Genomic DNA, 17450 nt, shown 5'->3' on the forward strand with positions numbered 1-17450 from the left:
TCGGAGCGCAGAAGCGGGAGAAAAAGCCTTAGCTTCTGGTTTTCCTTTCTAAGAAGCAATAGAGGCCGAGCGTTCTTTTTTCCTTTTATCCCTTCTATGGTACACTAAAAGCACATTAAAGGAGGAAACACCTTGTATCCGAAAGCTTATATAGATTATCTCGTTGAGTTTCACGCGACACGGGATTATTTTGAATGCCATGAAATATTAGAAGAATTTTGGAAGGAAGATCCGCCAAAGAAACGAAAACGCTATTGGGTGGGCTTTATTCAGCTTGCAGTTGCTTTATATCATCACAGAAGACAGAATACAGCTGGGGCAAAAAGACTGATGGCGAACAGCATCCGGATTCTTCAAGCAGAACACCGGGCAGTCGAAGACTTAGGGCTCGATCATGGCCGTTTGCTCGAACTTATGCAATCGGTTTACGAACAAATCGAAACGGGCTCTGCCTATAAAAGCATTATGCTGCCAATCAAAGATGAAAAACTGGAGGAAGCATGCAGGATCGAATGCAGGAAAAAAAAGTATACATGGGGGCAGCCCAGTGCACTCAGCAACATATTTCTTATCGACAAACACCGTTTACGGGATCGGACTGACGTCATCCGTGAACGTGAAAAAGAAATAGAACGCAGAAAAAAAAGCAGAGACTGATCACAGCCTCTGCTTAATTATTGTATGAAATGTCTTGATCCTGCTGACCTTGACAACGTTCGAAAAAGCTCTGCGTTAATTCATTTGGAACCAGTACTTGCGTTTTGAATAAATGCTTTAAAGCATCCATCATCTGTTTTCCGATTCCTTGATGGCGATGAGAAGGATTCACACTGATATGCCGGATCTCAACCTCAGAATCCTTTTTTTCGACTCCGATTGCTCCGACGATATCCTCGTCCTCTTTCCAAAGAAAGAGCTGGCGGTCTGTATCCGTTTCGTAGTCCTTAATTGTCTGCTGAAGCTGCTTAAGGTCTTTTTCATTCGGCATAAACGAAAGAAGCCCCATCGCAATCTTTTCAAACGATTTTTTATAACGAATTAACATAAAAACCCCTCTATATCCAAAATGTCCAGTCTGCTATTAACGGATACGAATAGGTGATCCGTTTTCTCACATTATATCATTTTCGCCATATTTTTAAACTGTTTTCAGCAAATTATTCAAATGAGCGGTTTAAATTTGCCATTTCAATGGCAGAAACAGCACAATCTACACCTTTGTTGCCCGCTTTTGTGCCGGCACGCTCGATAGCCTGTTCGATGTTTTCAGTTGTTACAATTCCAAAGATGACAGGTACACCAGTAGTATTTGCTGCTTGCGCGATGCCTTTTGCAGCTTCATTGCAGACATAATCGTAATGTGTCGTCGCGCCTCTGATGACAGTGCCCAATGTGATAATAGCATCATATTTTTTTGTTTCCGCCATTTTTTTCGCAGCAAACGGTATTTCAAATGCGCCTGGAACCCAAGCCACATCAATATCATTTGTGTCTACGCCATGTCTGAGCAGCGCATCTTCTGCTCCGCTCAGCAGCTTGCTCGTAATAAAATCATTAAATCTTCCTACTACGATTCCGATTTTAAGACCTGTACCAACTAAATTTCCTTGTATGATATTCATATGATTCCCATCCTTTTTTGTGATATTTGTGATTAGAAATGAAGTAAATGACCTAGCTTGTTCATTTTGGTTTGCAAGTATTTTTTATTGTGTTCTTTCGCCTCCATTTGAAGCGGCACTCTTTCTGAAATACTGAGTCCGTAGCCTTCAAGGCCTGCGATTTTTCGCGGATTATTCGTCAAAAGCTTCATATTCCGGACACCGAGGTCGCGTAAAATTTGTGCTCCGATGCCATAGTTGCGAAGATCCGGCAAGAATCCAAGCGCCTCATTGGCTTCTACGGTGTCATAACCTTGTTCCTGAAGCTTATAAGCTTTTAATTTATTGATTAAACCGATGCCTCGTCCTTCTTGGCGCAAGTAAAGGAGAACTCCACGGCCTTCTGCGGCAATTTGGTTCAGCGCGGCGTGCAGCTGCGGTCCGCAGTCACAGCGATGAGACCCAAACACGTCACCTGTGAGACATTCTGAATGCACCCGGACCAATACCGGTTCTTCTCCGAACGGCACCTCTCCCATCACAAATGCGACATGCTCTTTTCCATCTACCTCATTTGTGTATCCATAAACCTTAAATGTCCCAAAATCAGTAGGCAGCGTAATGTCAACTTCACGCTCGACAAGTGTTGTCAGATTGTAACGGTATTGAATCAAATCCTTAATGGTGATCATTTTTAATTGATGCTTTTTCGCAATTTCAATGAGCTCAGGCACTCTCGCCATCGTTCCGTCTTCATTCATAATTTCACAAATGACGCCGGCTCCTTGGGATCCGCAGGCTTCAGCAAGATCAACAGCAGCTTCTGTATGGCCCGCTCTTTTCAGGACACCTCCTTTTTTCGCAATCAGCGGAAAAATGTGCCCCGGACGCTGAAAATCAGATGGCACGGATTTGCTGTCCAGTAATGCTTGAACGGTAAAAGATCTTTCTTGAGCGCTGATACCTGTTTTCGTTTCACGATGGTCTATGCTTACGGTAAATGCAGTGTGGTGAGAATCTGTATTATGCTCAACCATAGGGTGAAGATCAAGCCTGTCTGCGATTTCCTCACTGAGCGGCGTGCAGATCAGTCCTCTCCCATGTGTCGCCATAAAGTTAATGACTTCCGGCGTTGCATGCTCGGCAAGAGCCACAAAGTCTCCTTCATTTTCTCTGTCTTCATCATCTACAACGATGATGACTTCGCCTTTTTTTAAAGCGTCCAGTGCTTCTGCTATCGGATGAAACATGCAAATCTTCCTCTCTAAAAGCCGTTTTCGCTTAAGAAGGCTTTTGTTATGGTTTGTTGGGTCTTATTTTCATTGGCTTTATGCAAAAATCGATACATATATTTTCCGATCATATCGCATTCGATATTCACTTTAGAGCCGATCGTTTTTTCGGAAAAAATTGTTTCGCTGATGGTGTGCGGGATTAAAGAAATCGTCACAGTATCATCTGTCAGGCCGAATATGGTTAAGCTCACGCCATCCACAGTAATTGATCCCTTTAAAACCAATGTTTTTGTTAATGACGGGTCCATTTTTAAATCATAGTAAACTGCGTTGCTTTTCTCTTCAATTCGTGTGATTTCCGCAGTTCCGTCGACATGGCCTGAGACGAAATGACCTCCGAAACGGCCGTTTGCCGCCATCGCTCTTTCCAGATTTACTTTGCTTCCTTTTGTTAAATCATTCAGAGACGTAGCTTTGACTGTTTCAGGCATAACATCCACTGTGAATTGATTTTTTGTAAAATCAGTGACAGTTAGACAAATGCCGTTCACTGCAATGCTGTCGCCAAGATGAACATCCTCTAAAATCTTTGAGCATTTAATTGTTAAGGCCATTGAATGCCCTGCTTTTTTCATGGATTCGATTGTGCCTGTTTCTTCGATAATTCCTGTAAACATGGTCACCATCCTATTCCTTTGTCGGTTTTGCCGTCAGTTTGATATCACGGCCGATTTGGGTTATATCAGTGAATTGTAATAAGGGGACATCTTTCATTGATTGAAAACCTTCACCGGAGATTAAGCTGGGAGCATGCGTTCCTCCGATTAGTTTAGGGGCAAAATAGAAGATGATTTCTTGAAAACAGCCTTCTTTGACAAAGCTTCCGTGAACAGCTGAACCGCCTTCCACATACACCGACATGATGCTTTCTTCCGCTAGGATCTTCAAAACATCGGGAATTTGAATGCGCTCGGTTTCAAGTGTAAATATGTTCACTCCGAAAGCTGAAAGCCGTTTTTTCTTTTCCTCGTCTGCGCGTGCCGTCGTAAAAATCCATGTCGGCGCTATTTGATCGCAAATCACTTTAGCGTCCTCAGGAATCGAGAGTACGGTATCAAGTATGACCCGAACCGGCTGTTTTGTTACATTCGGCAGTCTGCAGGTTAAGCTCGGATTGTCGGCTTTCACTGTGCCAACTCCGACTAAAATGCATTGGTGTGTTTTCCTGTATTGCTGAGCATCCTGTCTTGCAGCCTCTGACGTGATCCATTTGCTGTCACCCGTGCTGGTAGCTATCTTGCCGTCAAGGCTGGCAGCCGCTTTTAGCGTGACGTACGGAAGGCCGGTCCTCATAAAGTGCAGAAATTTTTCATTCAGCCTCTCCGCCTGGTCTGCCAGGATGCCTTCCCTTACCTCAATGCCGGCTTCTTTCATCATGCTGATCCCTCTTCCAGCCACAAGCGGATTAGGATCTCTCATCGCCACGAACACTCTTTTGATGCCAGAGTTGATAATCAATTCTGCACATGGCGGTGTTTTTCCGTAATGGCTGCACGGTTCGAGTGTAACGTAAATGTCGGCACCCTCTGCATGTGCTCCAGCCATATGGATGGCATGAACTTCTGCATGAGCTTCACCATATTTTAAATGGGCGCCCATTCCGACAATTTGTCCGTCCTTTACGACAACAGCACCGACGAGCGGATTGGATTCGGTCTGTCCTTCGCCCTGCTTCGCAAGATCTAATGCCAGCTTCATATAATACTCTTCCATTTGGTTCCCTCCCTTCTTTTGTTATTTACCGTCAAAAAAAGCCCCGAATTCATAAAAAATTCGGGGCTTTAGGTATTTTACGCAATAGGAAATAACACTATGCATTTTTGAACCATTTGCATAGCGGTTCATCATCCTTCTCCCATCCAGACTTTCACTGTCGGCTTCAGCTTAAACTGAATCCACCGCGTGCTTATGCACACGGGTCACGGGCTCTAAAGCAAATGTGCTTTACTACCGCCGGTCGGGATTTCCACCCTGCCCCGAAGGATACAATCTTTATTCATTTGTCCTTATTGGCTATTATAGCGATCCTTTTTAAAGTACGCAATGAAATAAACTTACAATTTGAGAAAAACAAAACATCACCCTTCGATCTGAAAGGTGATGTTTTGTTAATCATTCACTTTTGCAACCTTGATTAATCCGTCGATCCGCTTTGATTTGCTGAAGTATGCCTTAATCTTGTCACCTTCTTTTATATCAGATAAATCCTGATTTAATTTTTTTCCGTTGAAGATGATTTTCGTTCCGTTTTCTGCTACTCCATGATACTCTGAGCCGTCAATTTTCGTCACTTTATATTCCTGGATGGTGTATTCCTCTTCTTCCGAGGACAAGGTTTGTCCAATTGCTGTCGGAACATCCTTCAGCTCAACATCATTTATGTACATATAACCGCCTGCAAGTAAAAGCAAAAGCACTAACAGAATGGTAATCTTGGTTTTTATTCTTCCCATTTCTAAACCTCCAGCCAATATGAATCTATTCATTCATATGAGTTATTCCTTTTTTTCATGAATAAAAAACCGTAAATTCTCGTAAATTATTAATATAACGATGCATAACGGGAATATGTTTCACATTTCTGCAAAAATTTCTTTTCTATAGATATACGAATTTATGTTCTGTTTTTAGGGGATGACCGTAAAAAAGATATAAAAAAAGCAGCCCCAATGGGAAACTGCTTGATCCTAATTTGTTTTGCGCATTTCGTTAAACGGGTAGAAAACAAACTTTGACGTACCCGCAATTTGTTTTTTCGTGAAGAGGCCAAGTCCGTTACGGCTGTCCATGGAATTCCGACGATTGTCACCCATCACAAAATACTTGTTATCAGGCACTTTAACCGGGCCGAAATCATCGGTCAAATGGTCAAAACCGTCCTGTTTCGCTCTCTTTTTATTAGCCGCCAAATAAGGTTCGTCCACCTTTTTCCCGTTGATATAGAGCTGGTCATTTTTCATCTCAACCGTATCGCCGGGAAGGCCGATAATACGTTTGACATAGTGAACATCATCTCCGTTTAACACGACGATGTCTCCTCTATCAAACTCGCCGATGTATTTGACTGTCATATTAACAAAGACCCTTTCACGGTTGTGAAGTGTAGGATACATAGAGTCACCATCAACGACATACGGTGCAAAAATAAAGTTGCGGATGAGCAAAGCAAGAACGACAGCAATCACAATTGCTTTTGCCCATTCTAATATTGATTTTTTCTTCGAAACATTTTCTGATTTCAACTGATTTCCTCCAATAAACAACGGTCTTCAATTTATGTTATCACGAATCGAAAAAAAATCCCATTAGGACCATTGAAGTGATTTTACAAACTGTTAATCTTCATCTTCTACCCACATCATGCCTATTTTTTTCTTGTCGATCATAACTAGGCCTGAAAATTCAGAAGAAAGAGAGTTCTCATATGCTAAATCTTTAGGTCGTATATAAGGCATGAGGTTACGAACAGTTTGTTCATTTATCTCCCAGTCCATGATATCCATGGCACTTGACAAAACAATTCACATCAAGAAGGTTACTGGAATGTTTGCGGCAACCTATTTCACAGGTGATAATCGCACCCCGTTTTTTGCTTTCATAATATGTTTAAAATCATTCAAGCTCGAAAACATGGATTAGCCTCCAAAAAATAAATCCAATATATTCCCGGCAGTTGAAGACTCTTTATTATAAAACTCTGAATATCCGCAGTTCTTACAGTAAACCACTAGAAATCGGTTATGCTGCACGTCAAACAGCTTTGATAATCCCGTGCCGGTTGTAGCTATTTCTTTTTGTCCGGCTTCAGTACTGCCGCATTTTATACAGCCTTTGTTGTCCATATCGCGATCTCCTTTTCATTACATCACGTTTGTTTGATTTATTTTACTACAAAATACCAATCCCAATGAACCATACTACTTTAAAGTTTGCTTAATTTTGATCACCCGTTCTTTACATTCTAATTGGGTTCGTTTCTCAGCTTGGTAAATCTTCTGGAGAAACGGAAAAGCTCCATGACCAAAACATTTAAACTCAGCTAAACACCGCCGAAGGCGTAACCCGCAGCAACATCACTCGGATACTGCTCATTAACGTACACACGCCCCAGCCCGATGAGGAATAAAACGATAATAAACAAAAAAACGCAACAGTTTGCAGACGCACCTTATGAGAATGACGAACAAAAAGATAAGCACAAAAACCAAAAATGACAAATGCCGTTAACGTCTGTTCGCTCGGGAATGGATATAATACATGACTTTCCAAAGGAGCGTGAACAGGATGAAGGGAATGAAAGAGCCGTCTGATTCCCTCTTCATAAAGCTCTCCACCAATGACTAGGAAAAATAAGAAAGAGAGTTCGATTTTCCGGTCTTGCCCTTTGAATACTGTCCAAAGAAGAGTTAGAACAATAACGGCTAACAGAACACCTCTCGACGCAAAAGCTTTCTGAATTGCAGCTGGGCCCAGTCTATACCCGATCCAATACGACATGCTCACTCCCGCACAGCTCCCCAATCCGGCCGCTAACATGCTTAGTTTCTTGAAACACGAGAACACCGGCATAGCCCATCAGAAACTCTCTAGATTCTGGTAAAGCTAGAAGCTCTAACATTAAGACAATAAAAAGACGGCATATCCATGCTGTTCAAATAACCCCGTCAAAACTTGCACGTGTTTCTCCTTAAACTTTTTTGTTCTTTTATCATTCCCAATCCACTTTTTGTATAATCAGCACAATTTTATCTTCAGTCGTCCGACAACATTGTCTATGGCGGGATCTTCTCTTCCTATACTCGTCACTCATACATTCTTTTTTGACATAGGAGGAGCAACAGCATGAAATGGGAGGAAATAAAAGATACGCAGGGAGTTTGCCAAAATTTTGGGCAGTTCGTTCTGCCACCGAGTCAGGTGTTTGTTTGCCTACCTCATTCCTTGGCCATTCCCCATTTTTCCCGTTTGAGGTTCGCAATGATAAAGTATTTGACTTAGTTTCGTACATGAAGAGGTAAATTCTTTGCTCACCGAACTAGGATACAGCGCATGACGATTACTGCATTGCATAACCACTGGTTATTTAGTGAGCCGTGTGCAATGTATATGCACTTTGAGTCAGCACAGTATGATCCTATTACATTCGCCAGAAAAGCAGCTGCCGCATTCAGAGTAGTTAAAAGAATAGACAGATAGCTAGTCTTCCGGAAGCTTTAAAGGAGGCGCTTTTTTCGAGCATTTTTATAAATCAATGAAAACAGGCATCTCCTAAATATTTTTGCCATTAAGTTTACGCTAATCAACTCTAGCACTAATACATATAAAAAATAGAATGATATGAAAGGAGACTTGATAGTATGATTGATTATCCTATTAATATAAACAACGTTTCCGGGAACAGTGTAATTAACGTAGGCGGCGCTTTTATGATCAGGCCTTTAACTTTGTCCAAATCTGTGTTTGGCTCCGGAGGTTTAAACACAGGAATTGTCTTTGAAAATAACTTTGTAAGCAAGGCTAAAATGATTAATCATCAATTTACTGATCAAAACGTCACCAAAACTTTTTAATGTATTTATTTAGGGATTGAGAAATCTCCTTCCTTAAAAACCCGGTTTACCAACCGCCATCAGCATTCGGCGGTTTTTTATTGAACATTTTTGGCCAATAAAAAAAGCTTCCTCTTTAAGAGGAAGCCTTTTGCCTGCCGATTAGCCTTCTACGCGAACTTCTTTCATGACATCGCCGTTAGACATGTTTTTCGCGAATTCTAATCCGCTTGTTACTTTACCGAATACAGTGTGAACACCGTTCAAATGAGGCTGTGGCTCATGAACGATGAAAAATTGGCTGCCGCCAGTGTCTTTTCCGGCATGTGCCATAGAAAGTGCGCCCGCCTCATGTGTATGCGGGTTTCCTTCTGTTTCACATTTGATTGTGTATCCCGGACCGCCAGTACCAGTTCCGTGCGGGCATCCGCCTTGGCTGACGAAGCCAGGGATCACTCGGTGGAATGTAAGCCCGTCATAAAAGCCTTCGTTCGCAAGCTTTTCAAAGTTTGCAACAGTTCCAGGTGCAGCTTCAGGATAAAGTTCAAATTCAATTTTGTTCCCGTCTTCTAATAAAAAGTAACCTGTTTTCAATTGTATGCCTACTTTCTTTATTTTAATTTTCAAAGGAGATTATGTATGATAGGTTATAGCCTGTCTCTCCTTGTCGCGGCTATTATACCACACCTTTCGGGGGAAAATGAATCTCCCGGCTTTACTAAAAAATAAAAATGAAACCTGAATCTCTTTATCTCCGTCTAACCTAACGGAACTGTATTTTTCATGATTCAGGTCCTCACAAAGCAGCACTACCCAGCTGCTTGTGAAATTGAAGGAGGTCAAACTGCTTTGAAGAAAATTTGGATTGGAATGCTGGCAGCGGCCGTTTTGCTGCTGACGGTTCCGAAGGTCAGTCTCGCGGATGCCGCAGTTGGAGATGTCATTGTAACACTTGGTGCTGATTTGTCAGAATCCGACAAACAAAAAGTGCTTGATGAAATGAATGTCCCTGATAATGCCACAACGGTAACCGTGACCAATAAGGAAGAACATGAATATTTAGGAAAATATATATCGAACGCACAAATCGGATCGAGAGCGATTTCTTCATCCTCAATCACCATTGCCAAAAAAGGCTCCGGATTGAATGTTGAGACCCATAATATCAGCGGCATCACGGATGAAATGTACCTGAATGCACTGATGACAGCCGGTGTTAAAGATGCGAAGGTGTATGTTACAGCACCGTTTGAAGTATCTGGGACTGCGGCTTTAACTGGATTGATTAAGGCGTATGAAGTTTCTTCTGACGAAGCGATCTCGGAGGATGTTAAGCAGGTCGCCAACCAAGAGCTTGTCACGACATCAGAGCTTGGAGACAAAATTGGTAACGAAAATGCGGCAGCCCTGATTGCAAAAATCAAAGAAGAGTTTGCTAAAAACGGGGTGCCTGATAATAAAGCTGACATCGAAAAACAAGTGGATGACGCAGCTTCTGATTTAAACGTCACACTTACTGACAGCCAAAAGAATCAGCTTGTCTCCCTATTCAATAAGATGAAAAACGCTGACATTGACTGGGGACAGGTCAGTGACCAGCTAGATAAAGCGAAAGATAAGATTACGAAATTCATAGAATCAGATGAAGGCAAAAACTTCATCCAGAAAGTCATTGATTTCTTCGTATCTATCTGGAATGCGATTGTATCTATATTCAAATAGGAAAAGCGCCGAAAAATCGGCGCTTTCTTTTATTGCTTTACACCCGTTTTAAATGGCAGATCAAGTTTTACAATATCTTCGTATGTTTCTCGCTTCACGACTAAATGAGCCTCACCGTTTTCGACAAATACAACGGCGGGTCTCGGAATACGGTTATAATTGTTGGCCATGCTGTATCCATAAGCGCCTGTACAAAAAACGGCAAGAAGATCGCCTTCTTTTACTTCCGGCAGGTCAATATCCCAAATCAGCATATCTCCGCTTTCACAGCACTTTCCGGCAATTGATACCGTTTTGTCATGCGCTTCTCCGATCCTGTTGGCTGCCGCAGCTTCATATTTAGCTTGGTAAAGCGCAGGTCGAATATTGTCGTTCATGCCTCCGTCTACAGCCACATATTGGCGGACACCCGGCACTTCTTTTTGAGAGCCAACCGTATAAAGAGTTGTGCCTGCGTCTCCCACGAGAGAACGGCCCGGTTCGATCCAAATTTCCGGGATGTCAAAACCGTAACGGGAAGCATTTTCTTTCACAGCTTCGATAATTTTTTCAACGTATTCAGTGGCATGAAGCGGTTCATCATCTTCCGTATAACGAATGCCGAAACCTCCTCCAAGATTCAACACCTTGGATACAAATGAATATGAATCTCTCCACTCGTCTAGTTTTTTGAAGATTTTTTCCGCCGCTAACACAAAACCGGCCGTATCAAAAATTTGCGAGCCGATATGGCAATGGACACCCAGCAGCTGAATGTGTTCCGATTGTAATACTTGTTCAATGGCCCGTTCAGTTTGTCCGTTATGAAGATCGAAACCAAACTTTGAATCTTCCTGGCCCGTTGTAATGTAGTCATGCGTATGCGCTTCTACTCCGGGCGTGATCCGAAGAAGAACATCGATGGAGTGACCCGTTTCTTTACATAGGTCTTCAAGAAGCGCAATTTCATAGAAATTATCCACCACAATGCAGCCGATGCGGTGCTCAAGCGCCATGCGCAGTTCTTCCCTGCTCTTATTGTTCCCATGAAAGTGGATGCGTTCCGCCGGAAAGCCTGCCGCAACAGCCGTATATAGCTCTCCTCCGGATACGACATCTAAAGAAAGTCCCTCTTCCTCAGCGAGCTGAATCATTGCGACTGATGAGAATGCTTTGCTCGCATATGCCACCTGTGCTTTTAGCCCTGCAGAAATAAACGCCTGCTTAAAGCTTTTAGCACGCTCACGTATTAAAGCCACATCATATACGTAAAGAGGTGTACCATATTTCTCCGCTAAATAGAGAGCATCCACACCTCCGATTTCTAAATGACCATGTTGATTTTGTCTGCTTGTGCCGTGTAAGAACAATGTCATTCCCTCTTTCTCCGCTTATGGATGAAAGGACAGTTTTATGGACTGTCCCTTCATAATTAAGACATACATTATCATACTCTTCAGTCAGTTTCAATGCGATTATGAGTTGGTAGGCTGTCTTAAGCGATTTTTGGGGTGAACGATACTGGGTCTTACTTTTGCGCCAGGTTTCGCTGTGCGGACAAGAACCTGCCACAGCGCCTTTCCGTTAAAAGGAATCAATGGCCATAAGTACGGTGTCTGAAGGGATTTGATGCTTGCCATGGAAATAATTAGCACTGTAAACCCGATGACGAGCCCTTTTATATGAAATAAGGCAACGAGTATCATGAGGACAAGACGGCTCATTTTGTTTGCCAAGCTTAATTCATAACTAGGCGTCGTAAAGGTTCCAATCGCCGCAAGTGAGACGTACAGAATCACCTCAGGAGAAAAAAGGCCGACTTCAATCGCAATCTGCCCGATCAGAACAGCGGCAATTAAACCCATTGCTGTCGATAAAGCCGTCGGGGTGTGAATGGCAGCCATTCTGAGAAACTCGATTCCTAAGTCAGCTAAAAATATCTGCAGGATGATCGGGATATGCGTATCTTTATTTAAACCAATAAATTTCATGTTGTCCGGGAGCAGATCAGGCTGAAGCACAAAGAGAAACCAGATCGGAAGAAATAAAGTAGAAGCAAGAATACCGAAAAATCTTACCCATCTTAAAAAGGTCCCGACTGAAGGCGCCTGCCTATATTCTTCAGCATGCTGCACATGGTGAAATAAAGTCGTCGGGGTAATGATCACACTCGGCGATGTGTCCACTATAATGATAACATGGCCTTCTAGAACATGATTTGCGGCCACATCCGGTCTTTCTGTATAGCGCACGAGCGGAAAAGGATTATAGCTTTGATTAACAATGAATTCCTCGACAGTTTTGTCTGCCATTGTTAATCCATCGACATCAATGGATGCAATTTCTTTTTCTACGATCTCAACCAGATCCGGATCAGCTATATCTTCTATATAACAAATGCTTAAATCCGTCTTTGACCGCTCGCCAACTTTAGTCATCTTGACTCGAAGGCGCTCGTCTCTGATCCGCCTTCTGAGAAGGGCCGTATTGACGACGATATTTTCAACAAATCCGTCTCTGGCTCCTCTGACTACCTTTTCCGTATCAGGTTCTTCCGGGTTTCTGCCCGGATAGCTTCTGACGTCAATTATAAATGCGAAGCCTGCACCTTCAACAATGACAGCGACGAGCCCGGACAGCACTTGGTCGGTGGTTTCATCCAAGGTTTTTACTTTTTCGACCTGGGCGTTAAGCAGCCTGTTTTCGACGATGTCGACCAGCTCATCAGGGTCTTCTTTCCGATTGTTAATGGCAACAAGCTCTCTCATTAAATGAATAATATAGGCTGTATCGCATAATCCATTTAGATAGTAAAGCTGGATCTCTTTATCTAAAATCGTGAGTTTGCGAACACCTACATCATAGCTCGTCCCCATCCCAACACGGTTTTTGAAATACTCTTCATTTTTAGCTGGATTCCGATAAACCCGAATTTTCTCTTCCTTGTGGTCCGGCATGATACCCGCTCCTTTCTAAAATAAACTCGACCGCTTTCATGGTGATTGGCGACCCTTTTGAGATATCGTCTTTTCTGCCCATTTTGCCGATATCCCCGATACCGACAATAAGCGGGAGATCAAGTTTATCAAGGCAATAGACTGTATCTCCACTCATTCTGTGGTCATCAAATTCTCTTTCCCCGACTTTATCGACGCCGTATTCAGTTATTTCTCCATTGCGGTCAATGCTTACATCGACCCTGGTCCATTCAGCCTGATGTGTTTTTGACGCGACCGCAATCACACCGAGCACTTCAATAGACGGATGGGTTGCGACATAGGTTAGAGCGGCTTCTCCCGGACCCTCTCCTTGAAGGCCGGAGTCGTCAAACATGACAAATACAGGATCATACGGTGCTGAGGCGATCAGCTTGACAAGCTCGGCGCCGCTGCGGGTGGAAGGATTCCCTTTTGATTGTGAAATGCATCGACCTCCCACTTTGCTTGCGGCGTATTCAATTGTTTTAGCGGCATAAACATCCCCGTCTGTTACCAGTATGACCTTGCGTTTTGTCGTCATGTCGGCATTATCCTTTCGGTTTGAAAATAACAGCTACGATAAAGGCGAAAAGAATAGCGGCTGAGATACCGGCCGAGGTCAGCTCAAAAATCCCCATGCCGATTCCGATAAATCCGTGTATATGCGCCTGATGCATGGCGCCGTGCAGAAGACTGTGACCAAAGCTGACGATCGGAACGGTGGCGCCTCCTCCGGCAAATTCAATAAATTTATCGTAAATGCCGAAACCATCTAATATTGCACCGATTACAACAAATGATGTCATGACATGAGCTGGCGTCAATTTAAAAATATCCAAGAGCAGCTGGCCGACGATACAAATGGCCCCGCCGCAGACAAAAGCCAAAAGGTAGTCCATGTTAAGATGCACCTCCTGCACGCTCAAATACAACCCCGTGGGCGATAGTCGGGATGGTTTCTTTTTGCTGGATCATCGTCGGGCTTAATAGTGCCCCGGTCGCCACGACAAATACACGGTTTAATTTTCCTTCTCTCAGCTGCTTAAAAATATGAGAGTAGGTGACAACCGCTGAACAAGCACAGCCGCTCCCTCCGGCAAAGACCTGCTGATCCGGAGTGTAAATCAGAAGCCCGCAATCATCATGCTTTGTGCCGACTGGATATCCATCTTCTTTTAAAATGTCTTTTACGATTGGAGAACCGACGCCTGACAGGTCACCTGTCAGGATTAGATCATAGTCATCCGCTGTCCGGTTGAGATCTTTAAAGTGCTGCTTAATCGTATCAGCTGCAGCCGGAGCCATAGCCGATCCCATATCAAAAGGGTCTGTAATTCCTAAATCAGAAACCTTTCCGACAGTCGCACTTGTGATTTGGATATCACCCGGTGTCTGACTGATGACAACTGCACCGCTTCCGGTTACAGTGGAGGTAGCAGTGTCCGGTTTTTGGCCTCCGTATTCTGTCGGATAGCGAAACTGTCTTTCCGCAGTTGCATTGTGACTGCTAGTGGCAGCGAGTGCCCTTTTGGCAAACCCGCCATCAACTAAGGCTGATGCGACAGCCACTGTTTCCATTGATGTTGAACAGGCGCCAAACATACAAAGAAATGGGATTTTCAAGTGTCTTGCCACATAGTTAGCCGTCACGTTTTGGTTCAGCAAGTCGCCTGCCAGCAATAGGTCAATATCATCTTTTGTCAGATTGTTTTTTTGAAGTGCAACATTAACAGCGTCTTCCATCAGCTGCCGTTCCGCCATTTCCCAGCTTTTTTGATTACAATGCATTTCGTCATAGGTTTTATCAAATAAAGAGCCGAGCGGTCCGTCTTTTTCCTTTGGTCCTGCTGCCGTTCCCGCTGAGTTGACAAATATGGGATGTTCAAATACCCAGGTTTGCTTTCCTGTTAATTTCATTTTCTTCTCCTCCTATGACATCAGTTTCTCAAAAGCAAACCGAATCATTCCAACGATGTATGCAGCTACAACTCCGAAAACAATAACATTTCCTGCCAGTTTAAACATATTTGTCGCTACTCCAAGCACTAATCCTTCGCTTTTATATTCAAGAGCCGCGCTTGCCATACTGTTGGCAAAACCTGTGACAGGTACGGCTGAACCTGCGCCTGCGAATTGTCCGATTCTGTCATAGATGCCAAACCCTGTAAGCAGGGCAGAAATTAATATCAGCGTTGCAGCTGTTGGATTCCCCGCAGTTTTTTCATTGAAATCAAAAAAATGGATATAAAAATTTTGCAGACCTTGCCCGATTGCACAAATCAGTCCGCCCACTAAAAAGGCTTTTACACAGTTCCAGACGTAAGGCGGCTTAGGCTGATATGTTTTCACTTTTGATTTGTAATTTTCTTTTATGTTTGTCATCTTGAAACCTCCTTATGAATGGTCAATAAAGTACAGCCAGTGAAATAAAGATCCCGCGATTTTCCCAATCACGATGGCCATTAATAAAATAATTATTTTACTTCTGAGCCCGATTCGTTTCGCCAAAATCGGCAGGACATTTAAAACTTCTGTAAGAGCAGCCGCTAGCATCCCGACGAACAAACCTGCCAGAAGCCCGACCGGCACAGCTATCCATTTTGTTAGATAAAGATGATTCATGTGAAGCGTCTCCCATCCCCCGCAAACCGCGCCAAGAATGACAGCCGCTTCATAAGCCTGAACAAATCTCATTGTTTTGGTGAGCTGCATCAGCCGCGGAATGATTCCCATTACGGTTAAAAAAGCAACGAAACCCGCCCCCACCGTTATGCCTCCGCCGAGCCCTACAAAAATAATGAACAATACACTAACGATCATGCAGATCCTTTATGGTTTCTTGATTCTCATGCATGGCCACATATTGATCGAGATCAAGCTGATAGTTAAACATCTCAACCTCCAGCGGGCTGGGCTCTTCATTTAGGCGCTTTTTAAATATGTGGTTAAAAAACACGATCATCCCCAGTCCCAAACCGATGCTGTATGGGATTTGAAGCAAATATGGATAGTCATTCCTCTCTCCGGTTATGATTTCATATAGTGCGATATGAACATCTCTCATGCTTACATCCTCATGAAAGTTCATGATGGCAAGACACGATCCAATAAACAGAAGCAGCCAGACACCGATAAATAGAACCGTTGATAAATTTCGCTTTCGATACTGAATTTCAACAATGGTTTCTGCTCCGCCTACGGTTTGAACATCAAGTGTCGGATCTTGTAAATGAATGGCTCTGAGGACTTGTATGATATCCAGAATTACGATATTTTTATCTTTTTCGCTCACCTGATAAAGCGGCATAGCCGAAAGTTTCTTTTTCAGCTGAAGCTGCCCTTCTATTTGCGCGGCATCTCCAACGGTAATAATATCCCCTGGATGTGCCAGCACCCGGTGGCGAAGCCGGATAAATATTCGTCGTTCCATCATTGATCACCATCTTTCGGTGGTTATATATGTAGTATGTGGTTCGATTTTGTTCTCATTCATCCGCTCGAAAAGACCATAAATTACCACGCTTTTGCACACAAAAAAGCTAGCCTGCACTGCAGACTAGCCATCCGTATGATCCATTTGAACCTTGATCTGTTTTAATATTTTCTTTTCAAGCCTGGAAACCTGAACCTGAGAGATCCCGAGCCGCTCAGCCACCTCGGACTGTGTCTGGTCTTTATAATATCTGAGATAGACGATTAGTTTTTCCCTTTCCTCCAAATCGCTGATTGCTTCTTTCAGCGCAATTTTGTCAAACCATTTTTCTTCTGAGTTGTCAGCGATTTGATCAAGCAGGGTAATCGGATCTCCGTCATTTTCATAAACGGTTTCGTGAATCGAAGATGGAGCCCTTACCGCCTCTTGGGCCAGTACAACATCCTCAGCTTCAATCTCCAAATGGTCAGCGATCTCCTGCACCGTCGGCACTCTGCCCAGTGTTTTCGAAAGCTCATCCTTCGCCCGCCGGATTTTGTTTCCGAGCTCTTTTAATGACCTTGATACTTTTACGGTTCCGTCATCACGGATAAACCGCTGGATTTCTCCGATAATCATCGGCACTGCATACGTTGAAAAACGCACATCATAGGTTAAATCAAATTTGTCAACAGATTTTAACAGCCCGATGCAGCCGATCTGGAAGAGATCGTCAGGCTCATATCCTCTGTTTAAAAACCGCTGTACGACAGACCAAACAAGACGCATGTTTTTTTCTATGAGGAGGTCTCTTGCCTGCTGGTCGCCATTTTGGCTTTGTTTGATTAATTCCTTTACTTCATGATCCTTCAGCTGAGCGTTTTTGCCGTTTTTCTTAACCTCCACATCCATAA

At 43.3% G+C, this 17450-nt stretch carries 24 protein-coding genes and 1 riboswitch; of the genes, 5 read left to right on the forward strand and 19 right to left on the reverse strand.

Annotated elements, in window-relative coordinates; all coding sequences use genetic code 11:
* Positions 1-132: 132 nt before the first annotated feature.
* Positions 133-657: a DUF309 domain-containing protein gene (locus tag NYE49_RS11610; protein ID WP_047182824.1), complete on the forward strand. Its 525-nt coding sequence runs from the start codon at positions 133-135 to the stop codon at positions 655-657.
* Between the two features lie 13 nt (positions 658-670).
* On the opposite strand, the gene ribT is transcribed toward NYE49_RS11610, so the two are convergent.
* The 7 genes from ribT to lepB all read right to left on the reverse strand — a co-directional run bounded on the left by ribT (position 671) and on the right by lepB (position 6138).
* Positions 671-1045: a GNAT family N-acetyltransferase RibT gene (ribT, locus tag NYE49_RS11615; RefSeq protein WP_003223910.1), complete on the reverse strand. Its 375-nt coding sequence runs from the start codon at positions 1043-1045 to the stop codon at positions 671-673.
* Positions 1046-1157: 112 nt separating this feature from the next.
* The gene (gene ribH / locus NYE49_RS11620; RefSeq protein ID WP_003223915.1) at positions 1158-1622 is read right to left on the reverse strand and encodes a 6,7-dimethyl-8-ribityllumazine synthase; all 465 of its coding nucleotides are present in this window, start codon (positions 1620-1622) and stop codon (positions 1158-1160) included.
* Positions 1623-1654: 32 nt separating this feature from the next.
* The gene (locus tag NYE49_RS11625) at positions 1655-2851 is read right to left on the reverse strand and encodes a bifunctional 3,4-dihydroxy-2-butanone-4-phosphate synthase/GTP cyclohydrolase II (RefSeq protein WP_047182825.1); all 1197 of its coding nucleotides are present in this window, start codon (positions 2849-2851) and stop codon (positions 1655-1657) included.
* 14 nt (positions 2852-2865) lie between these two features.
* Complete coding sequence (gene ribE, locus NYE49_RS11630) at positions 2866-3513, reverse strand: riboflavin synthase subunit alpha (protein ID WP_015483397.1); 648 nt, start codon at positions 3511-3513, stop codon at positions 2866-2868.
* A gap of 10 nt (positions 3514-3523) precedes the next feature.
* Entirely contained in the window at positions 3524-4609 is a 1086-nt protein-coding gene (gene ribD / locus NYE49_RS11635; protein WP_047182826.1) for a bifunctional diaminohydroxyphosphoribosylaminopyrimidine deaminase/5-amino-6-(5-phosphoribosylamino)uracil reductase RibD, read from the reverse strand.
* Between the two features lie 130 nt (positions 4610-4739).
* Positions 4740-4884, reverse strand: a riboswitch (FMN riboswitch).
* A gap of 120 nt (positions 4885-5004) precedes the next feature.
* Complete coding sequence (locus tag NYE49_RS11640; RefSeq protein WP_003230488.1) at positions 5005-5349, reverse strand: hypothetical protein; 345 nt, start codon at positions 5347-5349, stop codon at positions 5005-5007.
* Positions 5350-5583: 234 nt separating this feature from the next.
* Positions 5584-6138 (reverse strand): signal peptidase I, encoded by a 555-nt coding sequence (gene lepB / locus NYE49_RS11645; RefSeq protein ID WP_003246166.1) that lies wholly within the window; start codon positions 6136-6138, stop codon positions 5584-5586.
* A gap of 211 nt (positions 6139-6349) precedes the next feature.
* Here lepB and NYE49_RS11650 point away from each other — a divergent pair, with 211 nt between their 5' ends.
* A complete protein-coding gene (locus NYE49_RS11650; protein WP_080344206.1) occupies positions 6350-6535 on the forward strand; it encodes a hypothetical protein in 186 nt (61 codons plus the stop codon).
* On the opposite strand, the gene NYE49_RS11655 is transcribed toward NYE49_RS11650, so the two are convergent.
* Positions 6532-6738, reverse strand: coding sequence for a zinc ribbon domain-containing protein (locus NYE49_RS11655; protein ID WP_003230483.1), 207 nt, complete (start codon positions 6736-6738; stop codon positions 6532-6534). The two genes, NYE49_RS11650 and NYE49_RS11655, sit on opposite strands and share 4 nt — an antisense overlap.
* Before the next feature lie 193 nt (positions 6739-6931).
* Positions 6932-7399, reverse strand: coding sequence for a hypothetical protein (locus tag NYE49_RS11660; protein WP_250540411.1), 468 nt, complete (start codon positions 7397-7399; stop codon positions 6932-6934).
* A 546-nt stretch (positions 7400-7945) separates the two neighbouring features.
* On the opposite strand from NYE49_RS11660, the gene NYE49_RS11665 reads away from it, so the two are divergent.
* Positions 7946-8092 carry a DUF1259 domain-containing protein gene (locus tag NYE49_RS11665; protein WP_100506331.1) on the forward strand — a complete coding sequence of 49 codons (147 nt, stop codon included), beginning with the start codon at positions 7946-7948 and terminating at the stop codon, positions 8090-8092.
* 161 nt (positions 8093-8253) lie between these two features.
* Positions 8254-8466 (forward strand): spore germination protein, encoded by a 213-nt coding sequence (locus NYE49_RS11670; protein WP_003230479.1) that lies wholly within the window; start codon positions 8254-8256, stop codon positions 8464-8466.
* A gap of 141 nt (positions 8467-8607) precedes the next feature.
* On the opposite strand, the gene NYE49_RS11675 is transcribed toward NYE49_RS11670, so the two are convergent.
* Positions 8608-9039: a peptidylprolyl isomerase gene (locus NYE49_RS11675; protein WP_003223931.1), complete on the reverse strand. Its 432-nt coding sequence runs from the start codon at positions 9037-9039 to the stop codon at positions 8608-8610.
* A 255-nt stretch (positions 9040-9294) separates the two neighbouring features.
* On the opposite strand from NYE49_RS11675, the gene NYE49_RS11680 reads away from it, so the two are divergent.
* Positions 9295-10167: a DUF1002 domain-containing protein gene (locus tag NYE49_RS11680; RefSeq protein ID WP_014480169.1), complete on the forward strand. Its 873-nt coding sequence runs from the start codon at positions 9295-9297 to the stop codon at positions 10165-10167.
* Positions 10168-10196: 29 nt separating this feature from the next.
* On the opposite strand, the gene lysA is transcribed toward NYE49_RS11680, so the two are convergent.
* From lysA to sigF, 9 genes are all read right to left on the reverse strand, one after another.
* The gene (lysA, locus tag NYE49_RS11685) at positions 10197-11516 is read right to left on the reverse strand and encodes a diaminopimelate decarboxylase (protein ID WP_004398851.1); all 1320 of its coding nucleotides are present in this window, start codon (positions 11514-11516) and stop codon (positions 10197-10199) included.
* 105 nt (positions 11517-11621) lie between these two features.
* Positions 11622-13103, reverse strand: coding sequence for a spore germination protein SpoVAF (gene spoVAF, locus NYE49_RS11690; RefSeq protein ID WP_047182828.1), 1482 nt, complete (start codon positions 13101-13103; stop codon positions 11622-11624).
* Positions 13054-13665 carry a stage V sporulation protein SpoVABEA gene (gene spoVAEA / locus NYE49_RS11695; protein WP_003230469.1) on the reverse strand — a complete coding sequence of 204 codons (612 nt, stop codon included), beginning with the start codon at positions 13663-13665 and terminating at the stop codon, positions 13054-13056. Before spoVAEA ends, spoVAF begins: the two co-directional genes overlap by 50 nt.
* A gap of 7 nt (positions 13666-13672) precedes the next feature.
* A complete protein-coding gene (spoVAE, locus tag NYE49_RS11700) occupies positions 13673-14023 on the reverse strand; it encodes a stage V sporulation protein AE (protein ID WP_003230467.1) in 351 nt (116 codons plus the stop codon).
* Between the two features lies 1 nt (position 14024).
* Positions 14025-15041, reverse strand: coding sequence for a stage V sporulation protein AD (gene spoVAD / locus NYE49_RS11705; RefSeq protein ID WP_003230465.1), 1017 nt, complete (start codon positions 15039-15041; stop codon positions 14025-14027).
* A gap of 12 nt (positions 15042-15053) precedes the next feature.
* The gene (spoVAC, locus tag NYE49_RS11710; protein ID WP_003223947.1) at positions 15054-15506 is read right to left on the reverse strand and encodes a stage V sporulation protein AC; all 453 of its coding nucleotides are present in this window, start codon (positions 15504-15506) and stop codon (positions 15054-15056) included.
* A gap of 12 nt (positions 15507-15518) precedes the next feature.
* Positions 15519-15944 (reverse strand): stage V sporulation protein SpoVAB, encoded by a 426-nt coding sequence (spoVAB, locus tag NYE49_RS11715; protein ID WP_003230463.1) that lies wholly within the window; start codon positions 15942-15944, stop codon positions 15519-15521.
* Positions 15934-16554, reverse strand: coding sequence for a stage V sporulation protein SpoVAA (gene spoVAA, locus NYE49_RS11720; protein WP_015714205.1), 621 nt, complete (start codon positions 16552-16554; stop codon positions 15934-15936). Before spoVAA ends, spoVAB begins: the two co-directional genes overlap by 11 nt.
* A 126-nt stretch (positions 16555-16680) precedes the next feature.
* Positions 16681-17448: an RNA polymerase sporulation sigma factor SigF gene (gene sigF, locus NYE49_RS11725; RefSeq protein ID WP_003230458.1), complete on the reverse strand. Its 768-nt coding sequence runs from the start codon at positions 17446-17448 to the stop codon at positions 16681-16683.
* Between the last annotated feature and the right edge of the window lie 2 nt (positions 17449-17450).

Source organism: Bacillus sp. FSL L8-0358 (genome assembly GCF_038593095.1).
In the GTDB taxonomy this organism is placed as follows: domain Bacteria; phylum Bacillota; class Bacilli; order Bacillales; family Bacillaceae; genus Bacillus; species Bacillus subtilis.

Coding starts and splice junctions, on each gene's coding strand:
- ribT (WP_003223910.1), bottom strand. CDS start 1,045: ATGTTAATTCGTTATAAAAAATCGTTTGAAAAGATTGCGATGGGGCTT.
- ribH (WP_003223915.1), bottom strand. CDS start 1,622: ATGAATATCATACAAGGAAATTTAGTTGGTACAGGTCTTAAAATCGGA.
- NYE49_RS11625 (WP_047182825.1), bottom strand. CDS start 2,851: ATGTTTCATCCGATAGCAGAAGCACTGGACGCTTTAAAAAAAGGCGAA.
- ribE (WP_015483397.1), bottom strand. CDS start 3,513: ATGTTTACAGGAATTATCGAAGAAACAGGCACAATCGAATCCATGAAA.
- ribD (WP_047182826.1), bottom strand. CDS start 4,609: ATGGAAGAGTATTATATGAAGCTGGCATTAGATCTTGCGAAGCAGGGC.
- NYE49_RS11640 (WP_003230488.1), bottom strand. CDS start 5,349: ATGGGAAGAATAAAAACCAAGATTACCATTCTGTTAGTGCTTTTGCTT.
- NYE49_RS11650 (WP_080344206.1), top strand. CDS start 6,350: ATGAGGTTACGAACAGTTTGTTCATTTATCTCCCAGTCCATGATATCC.
- NYE49_RS11655 (WP_003230483.1), bottom strand. CDS start 6,738: ATGGACAACAAAGGCTGTATAAAATGCGGCAGTACTGAAGCCGGACAA.
- NYE49_RS11665 (WP_100506331.1), top strand. CDS start 7,946: ATGACGATTACTGCATTGCATAACCACTGGTTATTTAGTGAGCCGTGT.
- NYE49_RS11670 (WP_003230479.1), top strand. CDS start 8,254: ATGATTGATTATCCTATTAATATAAACAACGTTTCCGGGAACAGTGTA.
- spoVAF (WP_047182828.1), bottom strand. CDS start 13,103: ATGCCGGACCACAAGGAAGAGAAAATTCGGGTTTATCGGAATCCAGCT.
- spoVAEA (WP_003230469.1), bottom strand. CDS start 13,665: ATGACGACAAAACGCAAGGTCATACTGGTAACAGACGGGGATGTTTAT.
- spoVAE (WP_003230467.1), bottom strand. CDS start 14,023: ATGGACTACCTTTTGGCTTTTGTCTGCGGCGGGGCCATTTGTATCGTC.
- spoVAD (WP_003230465.1), bottom strand. CDS start 15,041: ATGAAATTAACAGGAAAGCAAACCTGGGTATTTGAACATCCCATATTT.
- spoVAC (WP_003223947.1), bottom strand. CDS start 15,506: ATGACAAACATAAAAGAAAATTACAAATCAAAAGTGAAAACATATCAG.
- spoVAB (WP_003230463.1), bottom strand. CDS start 15,944: ATGATCGTTAGTGTATTGTTCATTATTTTTGTAGGGCTCGGCGGAGGC.
- spoVAA (WP_015714205.1), bottom strand. CDS start 16,554: ATGGAACGACGAATATTTATCCGGCTTCGCCACCGGGTGCTGGCACAT.
- sigF (WP_003230458.1), bottom strand. CDS start 17,448: ATGGATGTGGAGGTTAAGAAAAACGGCAAAAACGCTCAGCTGAAGGAT.